Source organism: Streptomyces sp. CAI-85 (assembly GCF_013363615.1).
GTDB classification, from domain to species: domain Bacteria; phylum Actinomycetota; class Actinomycetes; order Streptomycetales; family Streptomycetaceae; genus Streptomyces; species Streptomyces antibioticus_B.
Genome location: NZ_JAANNX010000053.1, coordinates 21,201 through 36,706 on the forward strand (window position 1 = coordinate 21,201; position 15,506 = coordinate 36,706).

A 15,506-nucleotide genomic window follows, 5' to 3' on the forward strand; every position below is an offset into this window, starting at 1 on the left:
CCGCCCCCCGCATCAGGTACTGTTTGCGCAGCCCCTCACGCGGCGCTATCTGACTGAACTCCCCCAGGGCCGGAAGGCAGCAAGGGTAGGTCGGCTCTGGCGGGTGCGTGGGGGGCGCCTGCGTTCACGGGGGCTGCGTCCATGCGGGCTGGGTTTGTCAGTGGGCGCCTATAACCTCGTAGGCGTGTCGTCTCTCGCGCTGTACCGCCGTTATCGCCCGGAGTCGTTCGCCGAGGTCATCGGGCAGGAGCATGTCACCGACCCGTTGCAGCAGGCGCTGCGGAACAACCGGGTCAATCACGCGTACCTGTTCAGCGGTCCGCGCGGATGCGGCAAGACGACCAGCGCGCGCATCCTCGCCCGCTGCCTGAACTGCGAGAACGGCCCCACCCCGACCCCCTGCGGCGAGTGCCAGTCCTGTCAGGACCTCGCGCGCAACGGCCCCGGTTCCATCGACGTCATCGAGATCGACGCCGCGTCTCACGGTGGTGTCGACGACGCCCGTGACCTGCGGGAGAAGGCGTTCTTCGGGCCCGCCCGCAGCCGCTACAAGATCTACATCATCGACGAGGCCCACATGGTCACGTCGGCCGGTTTCAACGCGCTCCTCAAGGTCGTCGAGGAGCCGCCGGAGCATCTGAAGTTCATCTTCGCCACCACCGAGCCCGAGAAGGTCATCGGGACCATCCGCTCCCGGACCCACCACTACCCGTTCCGGCTCGTGCCGCCGGGCACGCTGCGCGACTACCTCGGCGAGGTGTGCCAGAAGGAGGACATCCCCGTCGAGGACGGCGTTCTGCCGCTCGTCGTGCGGTCGGGCGCCGGGTCCGTCCGTGACTCCATGTCCGTCATGGACCAGTTGCTCGCCGGCGCGACGGAGGCCGGTGTGACGTACGCCATGGCCACCTCCCTCCTCGGATATACGGAGGCGTCCCTGCTCGACTCCGTCGTCGAGGCGTTCGCCACGGGGGACGGCTCCGCCGCCTTCGAGATCGTGGACCGCATCATCGAGGGCGGCAACGACCCCCGCCGCTTCGTCGCCGATCTGCTGGAGCGGCTGCGCGACCTCGTCATCCTCGCCGCCGTGCCCGACGCCGCCGAGAAGGGCCTCATCGACGCCCCCGCCGACGTCATCGAGCGCATGCAGGCACAGGCCGGCGTCTTCGGCGCCGCCGAGCTGAGCCGTGCCGCCGACATCGTCAACGAGGGGCTCACCGAGATGCGCGGCGCCACCTCGCCCCGCCTCCAGCTCGAGCTGATCTGCGCCCGTGTCCTGCTTCCCGCCGCCTACGGCGACGAGCGCTCCGTCATGGCCCGCCTCGACCGCATCGAGCGTGGGGTGAACTTCTCCGCGAGCGCCGGTGCGGGGATGCCGGCCGGTGCGGGGATGCCCGCCATGGGGTACGTGCCGGGGCCCGACGCGCATGCCGGGAGCGCGGGCGCGGGTGCGCCGACGCAGGGGCAGGCGCAGGCGCAGGCCATTCCGCCCGGGGGAGGGGCCGCCGCCGCGCGGGCCGCCGTGCGGGGGCCCGCAGCCGGTCCTTCGTCCCCCCCATCTCCTTCAGCGCCGGCGCCTGCCCCACAACCCGTCGAGCCCCCCGCCCCTGCCCCTACGCCTGCTTCCGCCCCCGCGCCCACCCCCGAACCCGCCCCCGGCTCCTGGCCCACCGCCACCCCCGCAGGCTCGGGCGCCGGCGGTGCTCGCAGGCCCGGCGGCTGGCCCACCGCCACGCCCGCGGGCAGCGGCCCCCGGCCCCCGGCCCCACCCGCGACCCCGGCACCGACGCCCGCCGCGCCCGCCGCCGCATCCAGCGCCCCGGCCGCCCCCGCCCCCTCCGGCTACGCACCCCCCACCGGCGGCCCCGACCCGCGCACGCTCTGGCCCAACATCCTGGAAGCCGTCAAGAACCGCCGCCGCTTCACCTGGATCCTCCTCAGCCAGAACGCCCACGTGGCCGGCTTCGACGGCACCACCCTCCAGATCGGGTTCGTCAACGCGGGCGCGCGCGACAACTTCGCCAGCAGCGGCAGCGAGGAAGTGCTGCGCCAGGCGCTGGCCGAGCAGTTCAGCGTGCAGTGGAAGATCGAGGCGGTCGTCGACCCGTCCGGTGGCGGCTCGGCCCCCGCGCCGTCCGGCGGCCCCGGCGGCTACGGCGGCGGCACCCCCGGTGGCTACGGCGCTCCTGGCACCCCCCAGAGCGGCGGCTACGGCAGTGGCGGCACCCCCGCTCCCCACTCCCCGGCCCCCTCCTCCCCGTCCCCCGGCGCCTCCCACTCCCCGGCCCCGAGCAGACCCGCACCGCAGCCCCAGGCCACGGCATCCGGCGGCCTCGCGCCCGCCGCCGCACCCGCCCGCCCCGCCGCCCCGGAACCCGTCGCCCCCGAGGACGACATCCCCGAGGACGACGACCCGGACCTCAACGAGTCGGCCCTCTCCGGCCGCGAGCTGATCGTCCGCGAACTCGGCGCGACGGTCGTGGAGGAGTTCACCAACGAGTGAGCGGAGGGGCCCAGCCGGGAGCGCCCCACGAGAACCACTCTCGTAGCTTCCTACGACCCCTCACCCCCCGCCCCCTCGGCATCCCGCACAAACCCGCCCCGCCGCCTGCCGATAGGCTGGCCCCGTGAACGTCCTCGTCATCGGCAGCGGCGCCCGCGAACACGCCCTGTGCCGCTCACTGTCCCTCGACCCCGCCGTCACCGCGCTGCACTGCGCCCCCGGCAACGCCGGCATCGCCGAGGTCGCCGAGCTGCACCCGGTCGACGCCCTGGACGGCGCCGCGGTCACCGCGCTGGCCGTCGAACTCGGCGCCGAGCTGGTCGTCGTAGGCCCGGAGGCGCCGCTGGTCGCCGGGGTCGCCGACGCCGTGCGCGAGGCGGGGATCCCGGTCTTCGGACCGTCCGGGGAGGCCGCGCAGCTCGAGGGCTCCAAGGCGTTCGCGAAGGACGTGATGGCGGGGGCCGGTGTCCCCACCGCCCGCTCCTACGTCTGCACGACCCCCGAGGAGGCCGCCGCGGCCCTCGACGCCTTCGGCGCGCCGTACGTCGTCAAGGACGACGGACTCGCCGCCGGCAAGGGCGTCGTCGTGACCGACGACCTCGACGCCGCGAAGGCGCACGCCGCCGCCTGCGAGCGCGTCGTCATCGAGGAGTTCCTCGACGGCCCGGAGGTCTCCCTCTTCGCGATCACCGACGGTGTGACGGTCGTCCCGCTCCAGCCCGCCCAGGACTTCAAGCGCGCGCTCGACGGCGACGAGGGCCCGAACACCGGCGGTATGGGCGCGTACTCCCCGCTGCCGTGGGCCGACCCCAAGCTCGTCGACGAGGTCCTGGAGACCGTTCTCCAGCCGACCGTCGACGAACTGCGCCGCCGCGGCACCCCCTTCTCCGGCCTGCTCTACGCCGGGCTTGCGATCACCAGCCGGGGCGTGCGGGTCATCGAGTTCAACGCCCGCTTCGGCGACCCCGAGACGCAGGTCGTCCTGGCCCGCCTGAAGACCCCGCTCGCCGGGGTCCTGAAGGCCGCCGCCACCGGCACCCTGGACACCCTCGAACCGCTGCGCTGGAGCGACGACGCGGCCGTCACCGTCGTCATCGCCTCCCACAACTACCCCGGCACCCCGCGCACCGGCGACCCGATCACCGGCCTGGACGCGGTGGCCGCCGAGGACGCGCCGCACGCGTACGTCCTGCACGCCGGGACCAGGCGCGACGGCGACGCCGTGGTCAGCGCGGGCGGCCGGGTGCTGTCCGTCACGGCCACCGGCGCCCAGCTCACCGAGGCCCGGGAGCGGGCTTACCGGGCGGTCGCGCGCCTCGGCCTCGACGGCTCCCAGCACCGCACGGACATCGCCGCGAAGGCGGCGGCCGGCGTGTGACCCACGGGGGAGCGCCGTCCGGCTCGCCTCCTCTGCATCACTCGCTTCACCCGCCTCACCAGGCACTTTCCAGGCACTGTTCAGGCCCCGGACCACCGAGGGATTCCGCAGCGGATCCCCGGGAAATCCGGGGCCTGATGCTTGCCCTGCGTCTCCCACCTTTCCCCAAAGCCATTCCATCGAGTGAGCGCTGCCCCATCCGGCTGACGGGGGCCGGAGTGCCAACTAGGGTGCGGCGCAAGCGTTCCGGCACTTGGCCCACCGGCATTGCGATGTCAGTGGCGGGTGCCACAGTGGGGGAGTGAGCACGACCGGGAAGAGCCGGGCGACCGAGACGGGGAGGGGGTGAGGTCACGACGTGAGCGGTATGGGAGTGGAGGCGGGCGCGCAGGTCGCGCGAGCCCGTGCGCTGGCGGTGCTGCGCATCCGCAGCAGGGCGCTCGCGAGCGCCCTGCTGCCCGCCGCGGCCGCCGTGATCCTGCTCGCCGGCGGCTCCACCGGGCACTTCGTGGGCCCGGGGTGGGGCGTCGCCCGGGTGGTGGTCTCCGTGCTGGCGCTCGTCGTGCTGCTCGCCGCCGGTGTCGTCGCGCTGGTCGTGGCCCGCGCCCGTCCGGCCGTCAGTCCCACGGTCGCGATCGCCGAGGAGGCGGCCCCCGACCTGTACCGGCTGGTGCGTGACCTCGCCGACCGTCTCGACGTGCCCGCGCCCTCCGCGATAGCCCTGACCCCGGACTGCGACAGTTGGCTGGAGGACCGCACCCACCCGGCCCACGGCCCGCCCGCGCCCCGCTCCGCGGACGAGATAGCCGGGGCCGGCTCCGGCCGCCACCTCCACCGTCGTACGGCGACCGCGCCGGTGCTCGTCATCGGCTCGCCGTTCCTGTGGTGGATGCGCGTCGGCGAACTGCGCGCCGTCCTCGCCCCGGTCGTCGCCGGTACGGGCCCCTCCGCGCAGCCGGACATAGCCGCGGCCCGGCGCTTCGTGCGCGGTCTGGACGCCGCGGTGGCCGCCTCCGCCGACCGCGGGCGCTGTCCCGGCCTGCGGCTGGCCTGCGCCGGGATCGGCTGGGTCGCGCGGCTGATGCTGCGCGGCTGCCAGGTGCACGCCTCGGAGATGGAGCGCGGTGTGGCCGCGGCCGCCGCCGAGCGCGCACAGGCTGTGGACTACGGGCTGCGGATCGTCGCCCAGGAGCAGGTGGGCCTGGCCTACGCGGGCTGGGACCGGCTCCTCACCCGCGTGGCGCTGCCCGCCTGGCGGATGGGCCGCTGGCCCTCCCGGCTGGACGCGGGCGTGGTCGCCGCCCTCACCGAACTGTCCCGGCGCGACCGTCTCGCCGAGGGGTTCGCCTCCCGGCTGGGCGAGCGTCCCGCCTGTGACCTGCTGGAAGAGCCCGGCGCGGTCGACGAGGCCACCTCCCTGCTCGCCGCCCGGCTCTTCCACGGCGGCCCGGCGGAGTCCGGTCCGGACTGGTCCCCGGTGGACTGGCAGGAGTATCCGGACGAGGTCGTGGACCGCAAGTGGCGCACCGACGCGGCCCGGCTGCACCGCGTCCTCGACACCCTCGGCGTCCGCCGCGCCCCCGACCCGACCGCGCCCCACTCCGGCGGCCCGGCCCCGGACCCGGACCCCACGGTCCACGCCTCGGTCGGCCCCACGCTGGCCCGCGTCCTGGACCACCTGACACCGGCGGACGGCGTCGAGACCGCGGCCGAGCACCCGGGCGCGTACGGCGACGACCCGACCCTCACCCGGGCCACCGGGGACAGGGGCGGCCGGGGGCACGACGAGAACTTTGGCCACGAGGGCCCCACCGGCCACCCCGGCCACCCCGGCCACCCCGGCCACCCCGGCCCCTTCGGCCAGGAGATCCCCTCCGGTCACCCCGGCGACGAGGTCCCCGTCGGCCACCCCGGCGACGAGGACACCCCCGCCGCCAACCCCCGCAGCGCCACCCTGGCCACCCACCTCGGTGTCGAGGTGGCCCGTGAGGAGGCGGCCGCCGCACCCCCCGCCGCCGGCCAGAAGGCCGACACACCTCCGTGGGACGACGGCGCGCTCCCCCTCTTCCCGCTCCAGCCGCCCCGCACCGACCGTGAGCTGCTCACCGATCACGTCACGGCGATGGTCTGCTGCGCGGCGATGGACACCGTCGGCGCGACCCCCGGCCTCGACTGGCTCGACGGCCCGACCCTGCTCGTCGACGGCGCCCGGGTGGCCGACCTCGCGCCCCGTGTGCTCAGCCTCGTCGAGGACGGCGACGCGGCGCCGCTCCGCGCCTGGCTCGTCGAGCTGGGGATACGCCCGGAGAAGCCGGTCCGGCTCGGCTGACACCCGACCCCGCCGACATCGTCGTAGCGGAGAACCCGGTTCCACTTTCGGCCAATTCGCAACGAATAGTGACTGTCTGCGCGCGTTATGTGATGTGCTGGGACCGATAGCGCCGTTGGCAAGAGCGTGCGACATAAGACAGGCGCGAACCCCCGGTCAGGGCGACGGAACACGACCAGTACCAGTCAGCACCGATCAGTACCCATCAGTTCCGGTCGGCACGCCCGACCAGCACGACACAAGACAAGACAGGCCGGGTATCGGCGGGGGCCCGAGGGAGGGGAGCACCATGGCACCGGGACCGGAGAACGTCCGCCGATGGGAATCGGGAGCACTGGCCCACGCCGTGACGGACCCCTTCGGCCAGGGGCCCGTCCCCTGGCTGCGCGGCAGCGAGACGTACTTCGACGCCACCGGCCAGGTCGTCCCCTGGTACGTCGACCAGACCGCCCCGGCGCCTACCGGCCCCGGCCTCCAGGACCCGGCCCGCGCACGGCACCGCTCCGACGGCACGGCCCGCGTCCCCGGCCCCCGCACCGCCTCCTCGCCCGGCGGCCCCCGCTCCGCCGACGACGTCCGGCGGCAGATCAAGGGCTTCATCTCCACCGGCGCGGTCGCCCCCGGCGAGGCCGCCGACTTCCACATCACGGTCGACCCGCCGCAGGAGTTCAGCGTCGACATCTACCGGATCGGCCACTACGACGGTGACGGCGCCGCAAAGATCACCACCAGCCCCCGGCTCTCCGGCATCGTCCAGCCCCCGCCGCTGACCGCCGACCGCACCGTCTCCTGCCACCACTGGTGGCTCTCCTGGCGCCTCCAGGTCCCCTCCTACTGGAACGCCGGCGCCTATGTCGCCGTCCTCACCACCGCCGACGGCTACCGCTCCCACATCCCCTTCACGGTCCGCGACGAGCACCCCGCCGACCTGCTGGTGGTGCTGCCCGACGTCACCTGGCAGGCGTACAACCTCTACCCCGAGGACGGCCGCACCGGCGCCAGCCTCTACCACGCCTGGGACGAACGCGGCCGGCTGCTCGGCGAGGCCGACGCCGCGACCACCGTCTCCTTCGACCGTCCGTACGCGGGCGCCGGCCTCCCGCTGCACGTCGGCCACGCCTACGACTTCATCCGCTGGGCCGAGCGCTACGGCTACGACCTCGCCTACACCGACGCCCGCGAACTGCACGCCGGACGCGTCGACCCCACCCGCTACCGGGGCCTGGTCTTCCCCGGCCACGACGAGTACTGGTCGCAGAGCATGCGCCGCACCGCCGAGGTCGCCCGCGACAGCGGCACCTCGCTGGTGTTCCTCTCCGCCAACACCCTCTACTGGCAGGTGGAGTTGGGGCCGTCCCCGTCGGGCGTCCCGGGCCGGCTGCTCACCTGCCGAAAACGCAAGGGCCCGGGGAAAGCCGTCCTGTGGCGCGAGATCGACCGCGCCGAACAGCAACTGCTCGGCATCCAGTACGCGGGCCGCGTCCCCGAACCGCACCCGCTGATCGTGCGCAACGCCGACCACTGGCTGTGGGAGGCCACCGGCACCCACGAGGGCGACGGCATCGAGGGCATGGTCGCCGGCGAGGCCGACCGCTACTTCCCGCGCACCGCCCTCCCGCCCCACGAGGAACGCATCCTCCTCGCCCACTCCCCCTACACCGACCCCGACGGCGTCCTCCGTCACCAGGAGACGTCCCTGTACCGGGCACCCTCCGGCGCCCTGGTCTTCGCCTCCGGCACCTTCGCCTGGTCACCGGCCCTGGACCGGCCCGGCCATGTGGACCCCCGTATCCAGCGCGCCACGGCCAACCTCCTGGACCGCATCTGCAAACGCGACTGACCGCGACCCGGCCGGCCCCGACCCACCCCTGTCCTGGATCGATCCCCCTGTACGGGACAATCGAGCCGATAGGACAGAACCACGGGGAGGAACCGTGTCCGGATTCGTAGAAAAGCCCGAGCCTCTTCAGGTGCCGGGCCTGGTGCATCTGCACACCGGCAAGGTGCGCGACCTGTACCAGAACGAGGCGGGCGACCTCGTGATGGTCGCCAGCGACCGAACGTCCGCGTACGACTGGGTGCTGCCGACCGAGATCCCCGACAAGGGCCGCATCCTCACCCAGCTCTCCCTGTGGTGGTTCGACCAGCTCGCCGACCTGGTCCCGCACCACGTCCTGAGCACCCGGCCGCCCGAGGGCGCCCCCGCCGACTGGCAGGGCCGCACCCTGGTCTGCAAGTCGCTGGAGATGGTCCCGGTCGAGTGCGTGGCCCGCGGCTATCTCACCGGCTCCGGCCTCGCCGAGTACCAGGAGTCCCGCACGGTCTGCGGCCTCGCCCTCCCCGAGGGCCTGGTCGACGGCAGCGAACTCCCCGCCCCGATCTTCACCCCGGCCACCAAGGCCGCCGTCGGCGAGCACGACGAGAACGTCTCCTACGAGGAGGTCGCCCGCCAGGTCGGTGCCGAGACCGCCGCGCAGCTCCGCCAGGCCACCCTCGCCGTCTACGGCCGGGCCCGCGACATCGCCCGCGACCGGGGCATCATCCTCGCCGACACCAAGTTCGAGTTCGGCTTCGAGGGCGAGACGCTGGTGATCGCCGACGAGGTCCTCACCCCGGACTCCTCCCGCTTCTGGCCGGCCGACCAGTGGGAGCCGGGTCGCGCCCAGGCGTCCTTCGACAAGCAGTTCGTCCGCGACTGGCTGACCTCCGCCGAGTCCGGCTGGGACCGCCACGGTGAGCAGCCCCCGCCGCCGCTGCCGGAACGGATCGTGGACGCGACCCGCGCCAAGTACGTCGAGGCGTACGAGCGTCTGACGGGCACCACCTGGGCGTGACGCCCGCACCCGCGAGGCCCCCGGCCGCCCCGGTCACCGATGACCGGGGGCGGCCGCGGTCGCCCTCGGGCGGACGGAGACACGAGAAAGCCCCGGTCCGATGGACCGGGGCTTTCTTCCCGAGCGGACGACGAGGCTCGAACTCGCGACCTCAACCTTGGCAAGGTTGCGCTCTACCAACTGAGCTACGTCCGCATGCGCCGTGGCGCGACGCCAACTATACCCAACCCCGCTCGCGCGCGAGACGCACCGCCGCGTGCCGGTTCTCCGCCCCGAGTTTGGTCGCGGCGGACGAGAGATAGTTCCGCACGGTCCCCGGCGACAGCGCGGCCCGCTCGGCGATCTCCGTGACCGGCGCCCCGTCGGCGGCGAGTTCGAGCACCTCGGTCTCGCGCGAGGTCAGCGGCGAGTCCCCGGCGGCGATCGCGTCCGCTGCCAACTCCGGGTCGACGTAGCGGTTCCCCGCGTGCACGGTACGGATGATCTCCGCGAGCCGCTGCGCGCTCACCGTCTTCTGGACGAACCCGCGCACCCCCGCCGCCAGCGCCCGCTTGAGGTGCCCCGGCCGGCCGTGACTGGTGACGATCAGGATCTGACAGCCAGGCAGTTCGGCGCGCAGGGATGTGGCGACCTTCACACCGTCCCCGCCGGGCATCTGGAGGTCGAGCACGGCCACGTCGGGCCGATGGGCCCGCGCCATCGCCAGCGCCTCGGTCCCGGTGGCCGCCTCGGCGACGATCACCAGGTCGTCCTCCAGGGACAGCAGCGCCGTCAGCGCACCCCGGATCAGGTGCTCGTCGTCGGCGAGCAGCACCCGCACCGTCATGAAATGACCTCTCTCACAGCGTCCTTCCCCACCACGCCAGTCCCCGTCTCCGCCCGATCCGCGTCCTCCGGCCCCAGCGCGGCAGCCCCCATCGGCCCCGGCTGCGAGCCCACGGCCGCCCCTGTCTCAGCGCCGGTGCTAGTCCCCGCCCCGGCTGCGGCCTCCATCACCCGCGCCCCGGCCCCCGTCCCCGATTCCGCACCCCGAGCCCCGTCCAACGGCACCTCCGCCACCACCCGGAACACGCCCGCCCCCGCGAACCCGGCCTCCAGCGTCCCGTCCACCCGCCGCAGCCGCTCCCGCAGCCCGGCCAGCCCGGAACCTCCGGTGCCTTCTGCCGACGCTGTGCCCCTCGCCGCCTCCGTGCCCCCTGTCGTCCTCGTGCCTCCCGCCGCCTCCACGGCCCCCGTGCCCCCAGCACCCTTCGTGCCCGAAACGCCCCTGGCCCCTTTCCCGCCAGAAGCGCCCCCGGCCCCCTTCCCGCCCGAACCGCCGTCGGCCCCCCGCTCCGCCCCGTCGTTCTCCACGGTCAGCACCACCCGGCCCTCGGTCACCCGCAGCCCCACGGAGCAGCGCCCCGCGTCCCCGTGCCGCAGGACGTTGGTGGTCGCCTCGCGGACCACCCAGCCGAGCGCCGACTGCACCCCGGCGGGCAGCCCACCGGCCTCCCCGCGCACCTCGCACGCGATCCCGGCCGCCGTCAGCACCCCCTGCGCACCGGCGAGTTCGACGCCCAGGTCGGCCTCCCGGTAGCCCCGGACGACCTCGCGCACCTCCCGCTGCGACTCCTGCGCTATCCGCTGCACCTCGATCATCTGCTCCACGGCCTCGGGCCGCCCGCGCCGCGCCAACTGCACGGCCAGCTCGCTCTTCAGCGCTATCACCGCGAGGTTGCGGCCCATCACGTCGTGCAGGTCCCGGCCGAAGCGCAGCCGCTCCTCGGCGACCGCGAGCCGGGCCTCGACCTCACCGGCCCGCTCCGCCTCCCACAGCACCGAGAGGTTCCAGGCGCTGCACCGGCAGGCGAACAGGGAGAAGCAGGCCCCGAAAGCCGTGATCACGCCGATCATGACGATCCCGCCGAGATGCGGATCGGTCCAGCCGAACAGGGCCATCACCACCACCGCCAGCTCGGCGGACCGGCGCATGAACAGCCGCACCGGCACCAGCAGCCCGTAGAGCATCCCGAAGCACAGCAGCACGGTCCCCGCCGACAGCCGGACCGTCACCGGGTCGGTGCCGTCCAGCGCGGCGAGCACCAGGGCCAGTGCCAGGCCGGCGGCGGTGAGCGCGGCGCTGGGGATCAGGGCCCGCATGGGGAATTCGGAGCGCTTCAGATAGTGGTCGAGGACGGGCCGGGTGAGCCGGTTCGCCGCGACGCACTGGAGGGCGGCCACCAGCAGGAGCAGCCCGCCGACGATCATCGGCGCGGGCCGGCGCTCCAGCCCGCCGAGCAACGGCAGCGCGAGCCAGGCGAAGGGGAAGAACCAGGTCGTCACATACCAGGTGATCACGGTCTGCAACTCGACCCGCTCCGCCTTGCTGCGGTCCTTCCAGTGGCGGCGCTGCCATCCCCGAATACGGCCCAACATGCGTGCCCTCCCCTGCGGTCGACGGCGTGGTCAGCGCCGAGGCTCCCACCGGAACCACCTTCGTACACCAAACACCGCCAGTGCGGCCCAGGCCAGCGCGGTCGCGACGGCGGCCAGCGTCTCGCCCGCCGACAGATCGCCGGTCCAGCCGCCGCGGATCAGGGTGATCACCGGGGACAGCGGCAGCAGTTCGCAGACGGAGGCGAGCCGGTCGGGCAGCAGCTCCAGCGGGACGGCGATCCCGGAGCCGATCATCGAGAGCAGCACCAGCGGCATCGTCGTGACCTGGGCGCTCTCCACCGTGCGCGTCATGGCCGCGGTGACCGCCGCCAGCGCGGCGCATATCGCCAGGCCCGACAGCAGTCCGAAGACGGCGAGATGAGGTGCCTCGGGCACGGGCACGTCGAGCACGACCGTGCAGCCCGCCACCAGCACCAGGGACTGCACCAGCCCGGTGGCGAGGACGGGCAGCGCCGATCCGGTGAGGATTTCGGCGTCCCGCAGCTCACCGGTGCGCAGCCGCTTCAGCACCAGCTCCTCGCGCCGGGTGGTGTAGATGGCGGTGAGCGCCGAGTACACGCCGAACAGCAGGGCGAAGCCGATCCCGGCGGGCAGCAGCACGAGACCGCTGGTGAGGCCGACGTCCTCCAGGCCCATGTCCTTGGTCACCGACGCCAGGCTGACCGGCAGCAGCAGCGGCACCAGCACGGCCGTGACGAGCGTGCTCTTGCTGCGGCCGAGCAGGGTCAGTTCGGCACGCGCCAGTGCGGTCATCCGGCTCGCCGGGGTCGTCACCGGACGCCCCGCACCCGCAGCACCGCTCACCCGCCGCACCCGCTCCTCCACCCCACCGCTCGTCCCGCCGCTCGTCCCGCCGGTCACCCCGCCGGTCGCCCCGCCGCTCACGCCGCCACCTCCGCGTCCCTGCCCGTGCCCGCGCCCGAGTTCGTATCCGTCTCCGCCGACTTCTGTGACGCCTCCCGGGCTATCCCCAGGAACGCCTCCTCCAGCGAGGCCGACCGCACGTCCAGCCCGTGCAGCGCGACCCCGGCCCGCTCGGCCCACACCAGCAACGCCGTGGCCGTCCGCTGGAGTTCGGGGGTGCGCAGCCGGACCAGGCGGCCTTCCGTCTCGTGGTCGGACACGCCCAGCTCCGCCAACGGCGGCAGGTCGCCTATGAAGTAGCCCTCGGGGAGCCGGAAGGTGATCCGGGAGGGCTGGGCGGCGGTCACCTCGGCGGGTGTCCCGGCGGCCGCGATGCGCCCCTCGTGGAGGATGGCCAGCCGGTCGGCGAGGTTCTCCGCCTCCTCCAGGTAGTGCGTGGTCAGCAGCACCGTCGTACCGGAGTCGCGCAGGGTGCGGACCAGGTCCCAGGTGTCGCGGCGGCCCTCGGCGTCCAGGCCGGTCGTCGGTTCGTCGAGGAAGAGCACCTCGGGGTCGCCGAGCAGGGCGAGCGCCAGGTCGAGGCGGCGCCGCTCGCCGCCGGACAACTGCTTGACCCGGACGCCGGCCCGCCGGGTGAGCCCGACCAGGGAGAGCGCCTCGCCGATCGGGCGGGCGCCGCTGACACAGCCGGCCCACATCCGCGCGGTCTCGGTGACGGTCAGCTCGGAGGGGAAGCCGCCCTCCTGGAGCATCACGCCGGTGCGCGGCCGGACGGCGGCCCTGTCGGTGTGAGGGTCGTGTCCGAGGACGGTGACGCGACCGCCGTCGGGCCGCGCGAGGCCCTCGAGCAGTTCGACGGTCGACGTCTTGCCCGCCCCGTTGGTGCCGAGCAGCGCGAAGATCTCACCGCGGTCGACGTGGAAGGAGATTCCACGGACCGCTTCGAACCCGCCCCCGTACACACGGCGGAGGTCGGTGACCTCAATCACGTGTTCTTCCGTGTTCGTGTCCATGCGTCAAGACTCCCCGCCTCCGCAGCCCGACGGCAGTGCGCGGTGTCACCACTCCGCATGACAAATGTCAGAAGGCCCCTGCGGACCGACCAACAGCAGCGGACCGATGAAGAGCAGCGAACAGGCGAAGAGCAGCAGACAGACGAAGAGCACACGAAAAAACCCCGGTCCGATGGACCGGGGTCTTTTTCCCGAGCGGACGACGAGGCTCGAACTCGCGACCTCAACCTTGGCAAGGTTGCGCTCTACCAACTGAGCTACGTCCGCATTGCCTCCGACCGGCTTTCACCGATCGGCGCGAGCACCAGCCTACCTGATCCACAGTTGTGGTCGGGACGGTGATGCAGAGCGGGTGACAGGGATCGCACACTGCGCCTTCCCCCTGGAAGGGGGATGTTCTACTACTGAACTACACCCGCGTGGCCTCCGTGAGCTGGGCTTTTCGGCCCCGCCCGGCGGCGTGCTCCAGACATTAGCCGACCATGTGGGGGGTAGCGCAAGTCGGTTGTCCGCGGGGCCCCCTGACGGACCCCGCGGAACTCGTGCACCCCACCCGCCTCACCCGGCGCGGCCCTTCACCGCCCCCGCCCCACGGCCTCACCGCACCCGCGCCACAGCCCTACTGCGCCTCGGTGAACGCCTCGTAGACCTTCTTGGGGATGCGCCCGCGCGCGGGGACCTCCAGCTTGTTCGCCTGGGCCCAGGCGCGGACGGCCGCCGGGTCGGGCGCGACCTCCGTCTGCTTGTACGCCTTGCCGGACCGGGACCGCTTGCGGCCGGCCTCCACGTAGGGCGCGAGTGCCTTACGCAGTTTCTTGGCATTGGCTTCATTGAGGTCGATCTCGTACGACTTGCCGTCGAGTCCGAAGGCGATCGTTTCCGCCGCTTCCGAGCCGTCGATGTCGTCAAAGAGAGTGACCACGACCTTCTGCGCCACGAATATCGGTCCCTTCGTGCGACAGCTCCGCGGTGACGTGCCAAGACGTCCCTGAGATGTCGACTGTCCGCCAGTTGTGGGGCAAAGTATCGGCTATTGCCAATTCATTTGTACAGTGCCCGGCAATCGAATGTGAAGCCCGACTAAATCTCCCCGCGTGTCCCAGCGCAATAGGGAACGCGCAGGTACCCCGGATCTTTCCCTGAACTTTTCGTGAAGGCACTGGTCCGATACCCGATCGTGATGGCGCTCACGTAGTTTCCTACAACTCTACCCGCGTAGAAATTTTGTGCGGGTAGTCTGAAGACACCTGCTGGAGACACCATCAGGAACCTGCTCAGCACCACACCACCGGGAGTGCCAGTGGCACGCGTCGTAGTCGACGTCATGCTCAAGCCGGAGATCCTCGACCCCCAGGGCCAGGCGGTGCAGCGCGCACTGCCGCGTCTGGGTTTCGAAGGCATCTCCGACGTACGTCAGGGAAAGCGATTCGAACTGGAAGTTGACGGGCCGGTCGACGAGGCCGCCCTCGCCCGCATCCACGATCTTGCGGAATCCTTCCTCGCCAACACCGTGATCGAGGACTTCACCGTCAAGGTGGAGGAAGTCGCGGAGGCCGCGAAGTGACCGCTCGTATTGGCGTCGTCACTTTCCCCGGCAGCCTCGACGACCGGGACACTCAGCGCGCCATCCGCCTCGCGGGTGCCGAACCGGTCGCGCTCTGGCACAAGGACAAGGATCTCCACCAGGTCGACGCCGTCGTCCTTCCGGGTGGTTTCTCCTACGGCGACTATCTCCGGGCCGGCGCCATCTCGCGCTTCTCGCCCGTGATGGAGACCGTCATCGAGCAGGCGAAGGCCGGACTCCCGGTCCTCGGCATCTGCAACGGCTTCCAGATCCTGACCGAGGCGCACCTGCTGCCCGGCGGGATGCTCGGCAACGACCACCTCCACTTCATCTGCCGCGACCAGAAGCTGCGGGTGGAGAACGCGGACACCGCCTGGACCGCCGACTACTCGGCCGGCCAGGAGATCCACATCCCGCTGAAGAACATGGACGGCCGGTACGTCGCCGACGCGTACACGCTCGACAAGCTGGAGGCGGAGGGCCGGGTCGTCTTCCGCTACCTGGACTTCAACCCCAACGGCTCGCTCCGTGACATCGCCGGCATCACCAACGAGGCCGGGAACGTCGTCGGCCTCATGCCGCACC

The 15,506-nt window shown here is 72.7% G+C and carries 12 protein-coding genes, 3 tRNA genes and 1 other RNA gene; 8 read left to right on the plus strand and 8 right to left on the minus strand.

From position 1 onward, the window contains the following. The first annotated feature begins 27 nt into the window (after positions 1 to 27). The 6 genes from ffs (at position 28) to G6W55_RS30785 (ending at position 9,041) form a co-directional block, all read left to right on the plus strand. Positions 28 to 122, plus strand: an RNA gene (gene ffs, locus G6W55_RS30760) — signal recognition particle sRNA small type. 62 nt (positions 123 to 184) lie between these two features. Then, positions 185 to 2,500, plus strand: coding sequence for a DNA polymerase III subunit gamma and tau (locus G6W55_RS30765; protein ID WP_175524017.1), 2,316 nt, complete (start codon positions 185 to 187; stop codon positions 2,498 to 2,500). A gap of 124 nt (positions 2,501 to 2,624) precedes the next feature. After that, positions 2,625 to 3,878, plus strand: a complete 1,254-nt coding sequence (purD, locus tag G6W55_RS30770; protein WP_175524018.1) for a phosphoribosylamine--glycine ligase — start codon at positions 2,625 to 2,627, stop codon at positions 3,876 to 3,878. Positions 3,879 to 4,245: 367 nt separating this feature from the next. Continuing rightward, complete coding sequence (locus tag G6W55_RS30775) at positions 4,246 to 6,207, plus strand: hypothetical protein (protein WP_217687599.1); 1,962 nt, start codon at positions 4,246 to 4,248, stop codon at positions 6,205 to 6,207. Positions 6,208 to 6,496: 289 nt separating this feature from the next. After that, positions 6,497 to 8,047, plus strand: coding sequence for a N,N-dimethylformamidase beta subunit family domain-containing protein (locus tag G6W55_RS30780; RefSeq protein WP_175524020.1), 1,551 nt, complete (start codon positions 6,497 to 6,499; stop codon positions 8,045 to 8,047). Positions 8,048 to 8,141: 94 nt separating this feature from the next. After that, positions 8,142 to 9,041 (plus strand): phosphoribosylaminoimidazolesuccinocarboxamide synthase, encoded by a 900-nt coding sequence (locus G6W55_RS30785; RefSeq protein ID WP_175524021.1) that lies wholly within the window; start codon positions 8,142 to 8,144, stop codon positions 9,039 to 9,041. Between the two features lie 122 nt (positions 9,042 to 9,163). Here G6W55_RS30785 and G6W55_RS30790 read toward each other — a convergent pair. From G6W55_RS30790 to G6W55_RS30825, 8 genes are all read right to left on the minus strand, one after another. Beyond that, positions 9,164 to 9,236 (minus strand) — tRNA-Gly (locus G6W55_RS30790). Between the two features lie 22 nt (positions 9,237 to 9,258). Continuing rightward, the gene (locus tag G6W55_RS30795; RefSeq protein ID WP_175524022.1) at positions 9,259 to 9,867 is read right to left on the minus strand and encodes a response regulator transcription factor; all 609 of its coding nucleotides are present in this window, start codon (positions 9,865 to 9,867) and stop codon (positions 9,259 to 9,261) included. Continuing rightward, positions 9,864 to 11,459 carry a sensor histidine kinase gene (locus G6W55_RS30800; RefSeq protein ID WP_175524023.1) on the minus strand — a complete coding sequence of 532 codons (1,596 nt, stop codon included), beginning with the start codon at positions 11,457 to 11,459 and terminating at the stop codon, positions 9,864 to 9,866. Before G6W55_RS30800 ends, G6W55_RS30795 begins: the two co-directional genes overlap by 4 nt. 30 nt (positions 11,460 to 11,489) lie before the next feature. Beyond that, entirely contained in the window at positions 11,490 to 12,233 is a 744-nt protein-coding gene (locus G6W55_RS30805) for an ABC transporter permease (RefSeq protein ID WP_175524028.1), read from the minus strand. 128 nt (positions 12,234 to 12,361) lie between these two features. Next, positions 12,362 to 13,357 (minus strand): ABC transporter ATP-binding protein, encoded by a 996-nt coding sequence (locus G6W55_RS30810; protein WP_175524024.1) that lies wholly within the window; start codon positions 13,355 to 13,357, stop codon positions 12,362 to 12,364. 194 nt (positions 13,358 to 13,551) lie between these two features. Further along, positions 13,552 to 13,624 (minus strand) — tRNA-Gly (locus tag G6W55_RS30815). Between the two features lie 80 nt (positions 13,625 to 13,704). Then, positions 13,705 to 13,776: transfer RNA gene (locus G6W55_RS30820), tRNA-Gly, on the minus strand. A gap of 200 nt (positions 13,777 to 13,976) precedes the next feature. Then, complete coding sequence (locus tag G6W55_RS30825; RefSeq protein ID WP_030798018.1) at positions 13,977 to 14,294, minus strand: Lsr2 family protein; 318 nt, start codon at positions 14,292 to 14,294, stop codon at positions 13,977 to 13,979. 363 nt (positions 14,295 to 14,657) lie between these two features. Here G6W55_RS30825 and purS point away from each other — a divergent pair, with 363 nt between their 5' ends. Next, a complete protein-coding gene (gene purS, locus G6W55_RS30830; RefSeq protein WP_015659417.1) occupies positions 14,658 to 14,921 on the plus strand; it encodes a phosphoribosylformylglycinamidine synthase subunit PurS in 264 nt (87 codons plus the stop codon). Beyond that, on the plus strand, positions 14,918 to 15,506 hold a 589-nt coding region (gene purQ, locus G6W55_RS30835), incomplete at its 3' end, for a phosphoribosylformylglycinamidine synthase subunit PurQ (RefSeq protein WP_175524025.1). The genes purS and purQ, both read left to right, overlap by 4 nt.

Coding starts and splice junctions, on each gene's coding strand:
- G6W55_RS30805 (WP_175524028.1), bottom strand. CDS start 12,233: ATGACCGCACTGGCGCGTGCCGAACTGACCCTGCTCGGCCGCAGCAAG.
- G6W55_RS30800 (WP_175524023.1), bottom strand. CDS start 11,459: ATGTTGGGCCGTATTCGGGGATGGCAGCGCCGCCACTGGAAGGACCGC.
- G6W55_RS30795 (WP_175524022.1), bottom strand. CDS start 9,867: ATGACGGTGCGGGTGCTGCTCGCCGACGACGAGCACCTGATCCGGGGT.
- G6W55_RS30810 (WP_175524024.1), bottom strand. CDS start 13,357: ATGGACACGAACACGGAAGAACACGTGATTGAGGTCACCGACCTCCGC.
- G6W55_RS30780 (WP_175524020.1), top strand. CDS start 6,497: ATGGCACCGGGACCGGAGAACGTCCGCCGATGGGAATCGGGAGCACTG.
- G6W55_RS30775 (WP_217687599.1), top strand. CDS start 4,246: ATGGGAGTGGAGGCGGGCGCGCAGGTCGCGCGAGCCCGTGCGCTGGCG.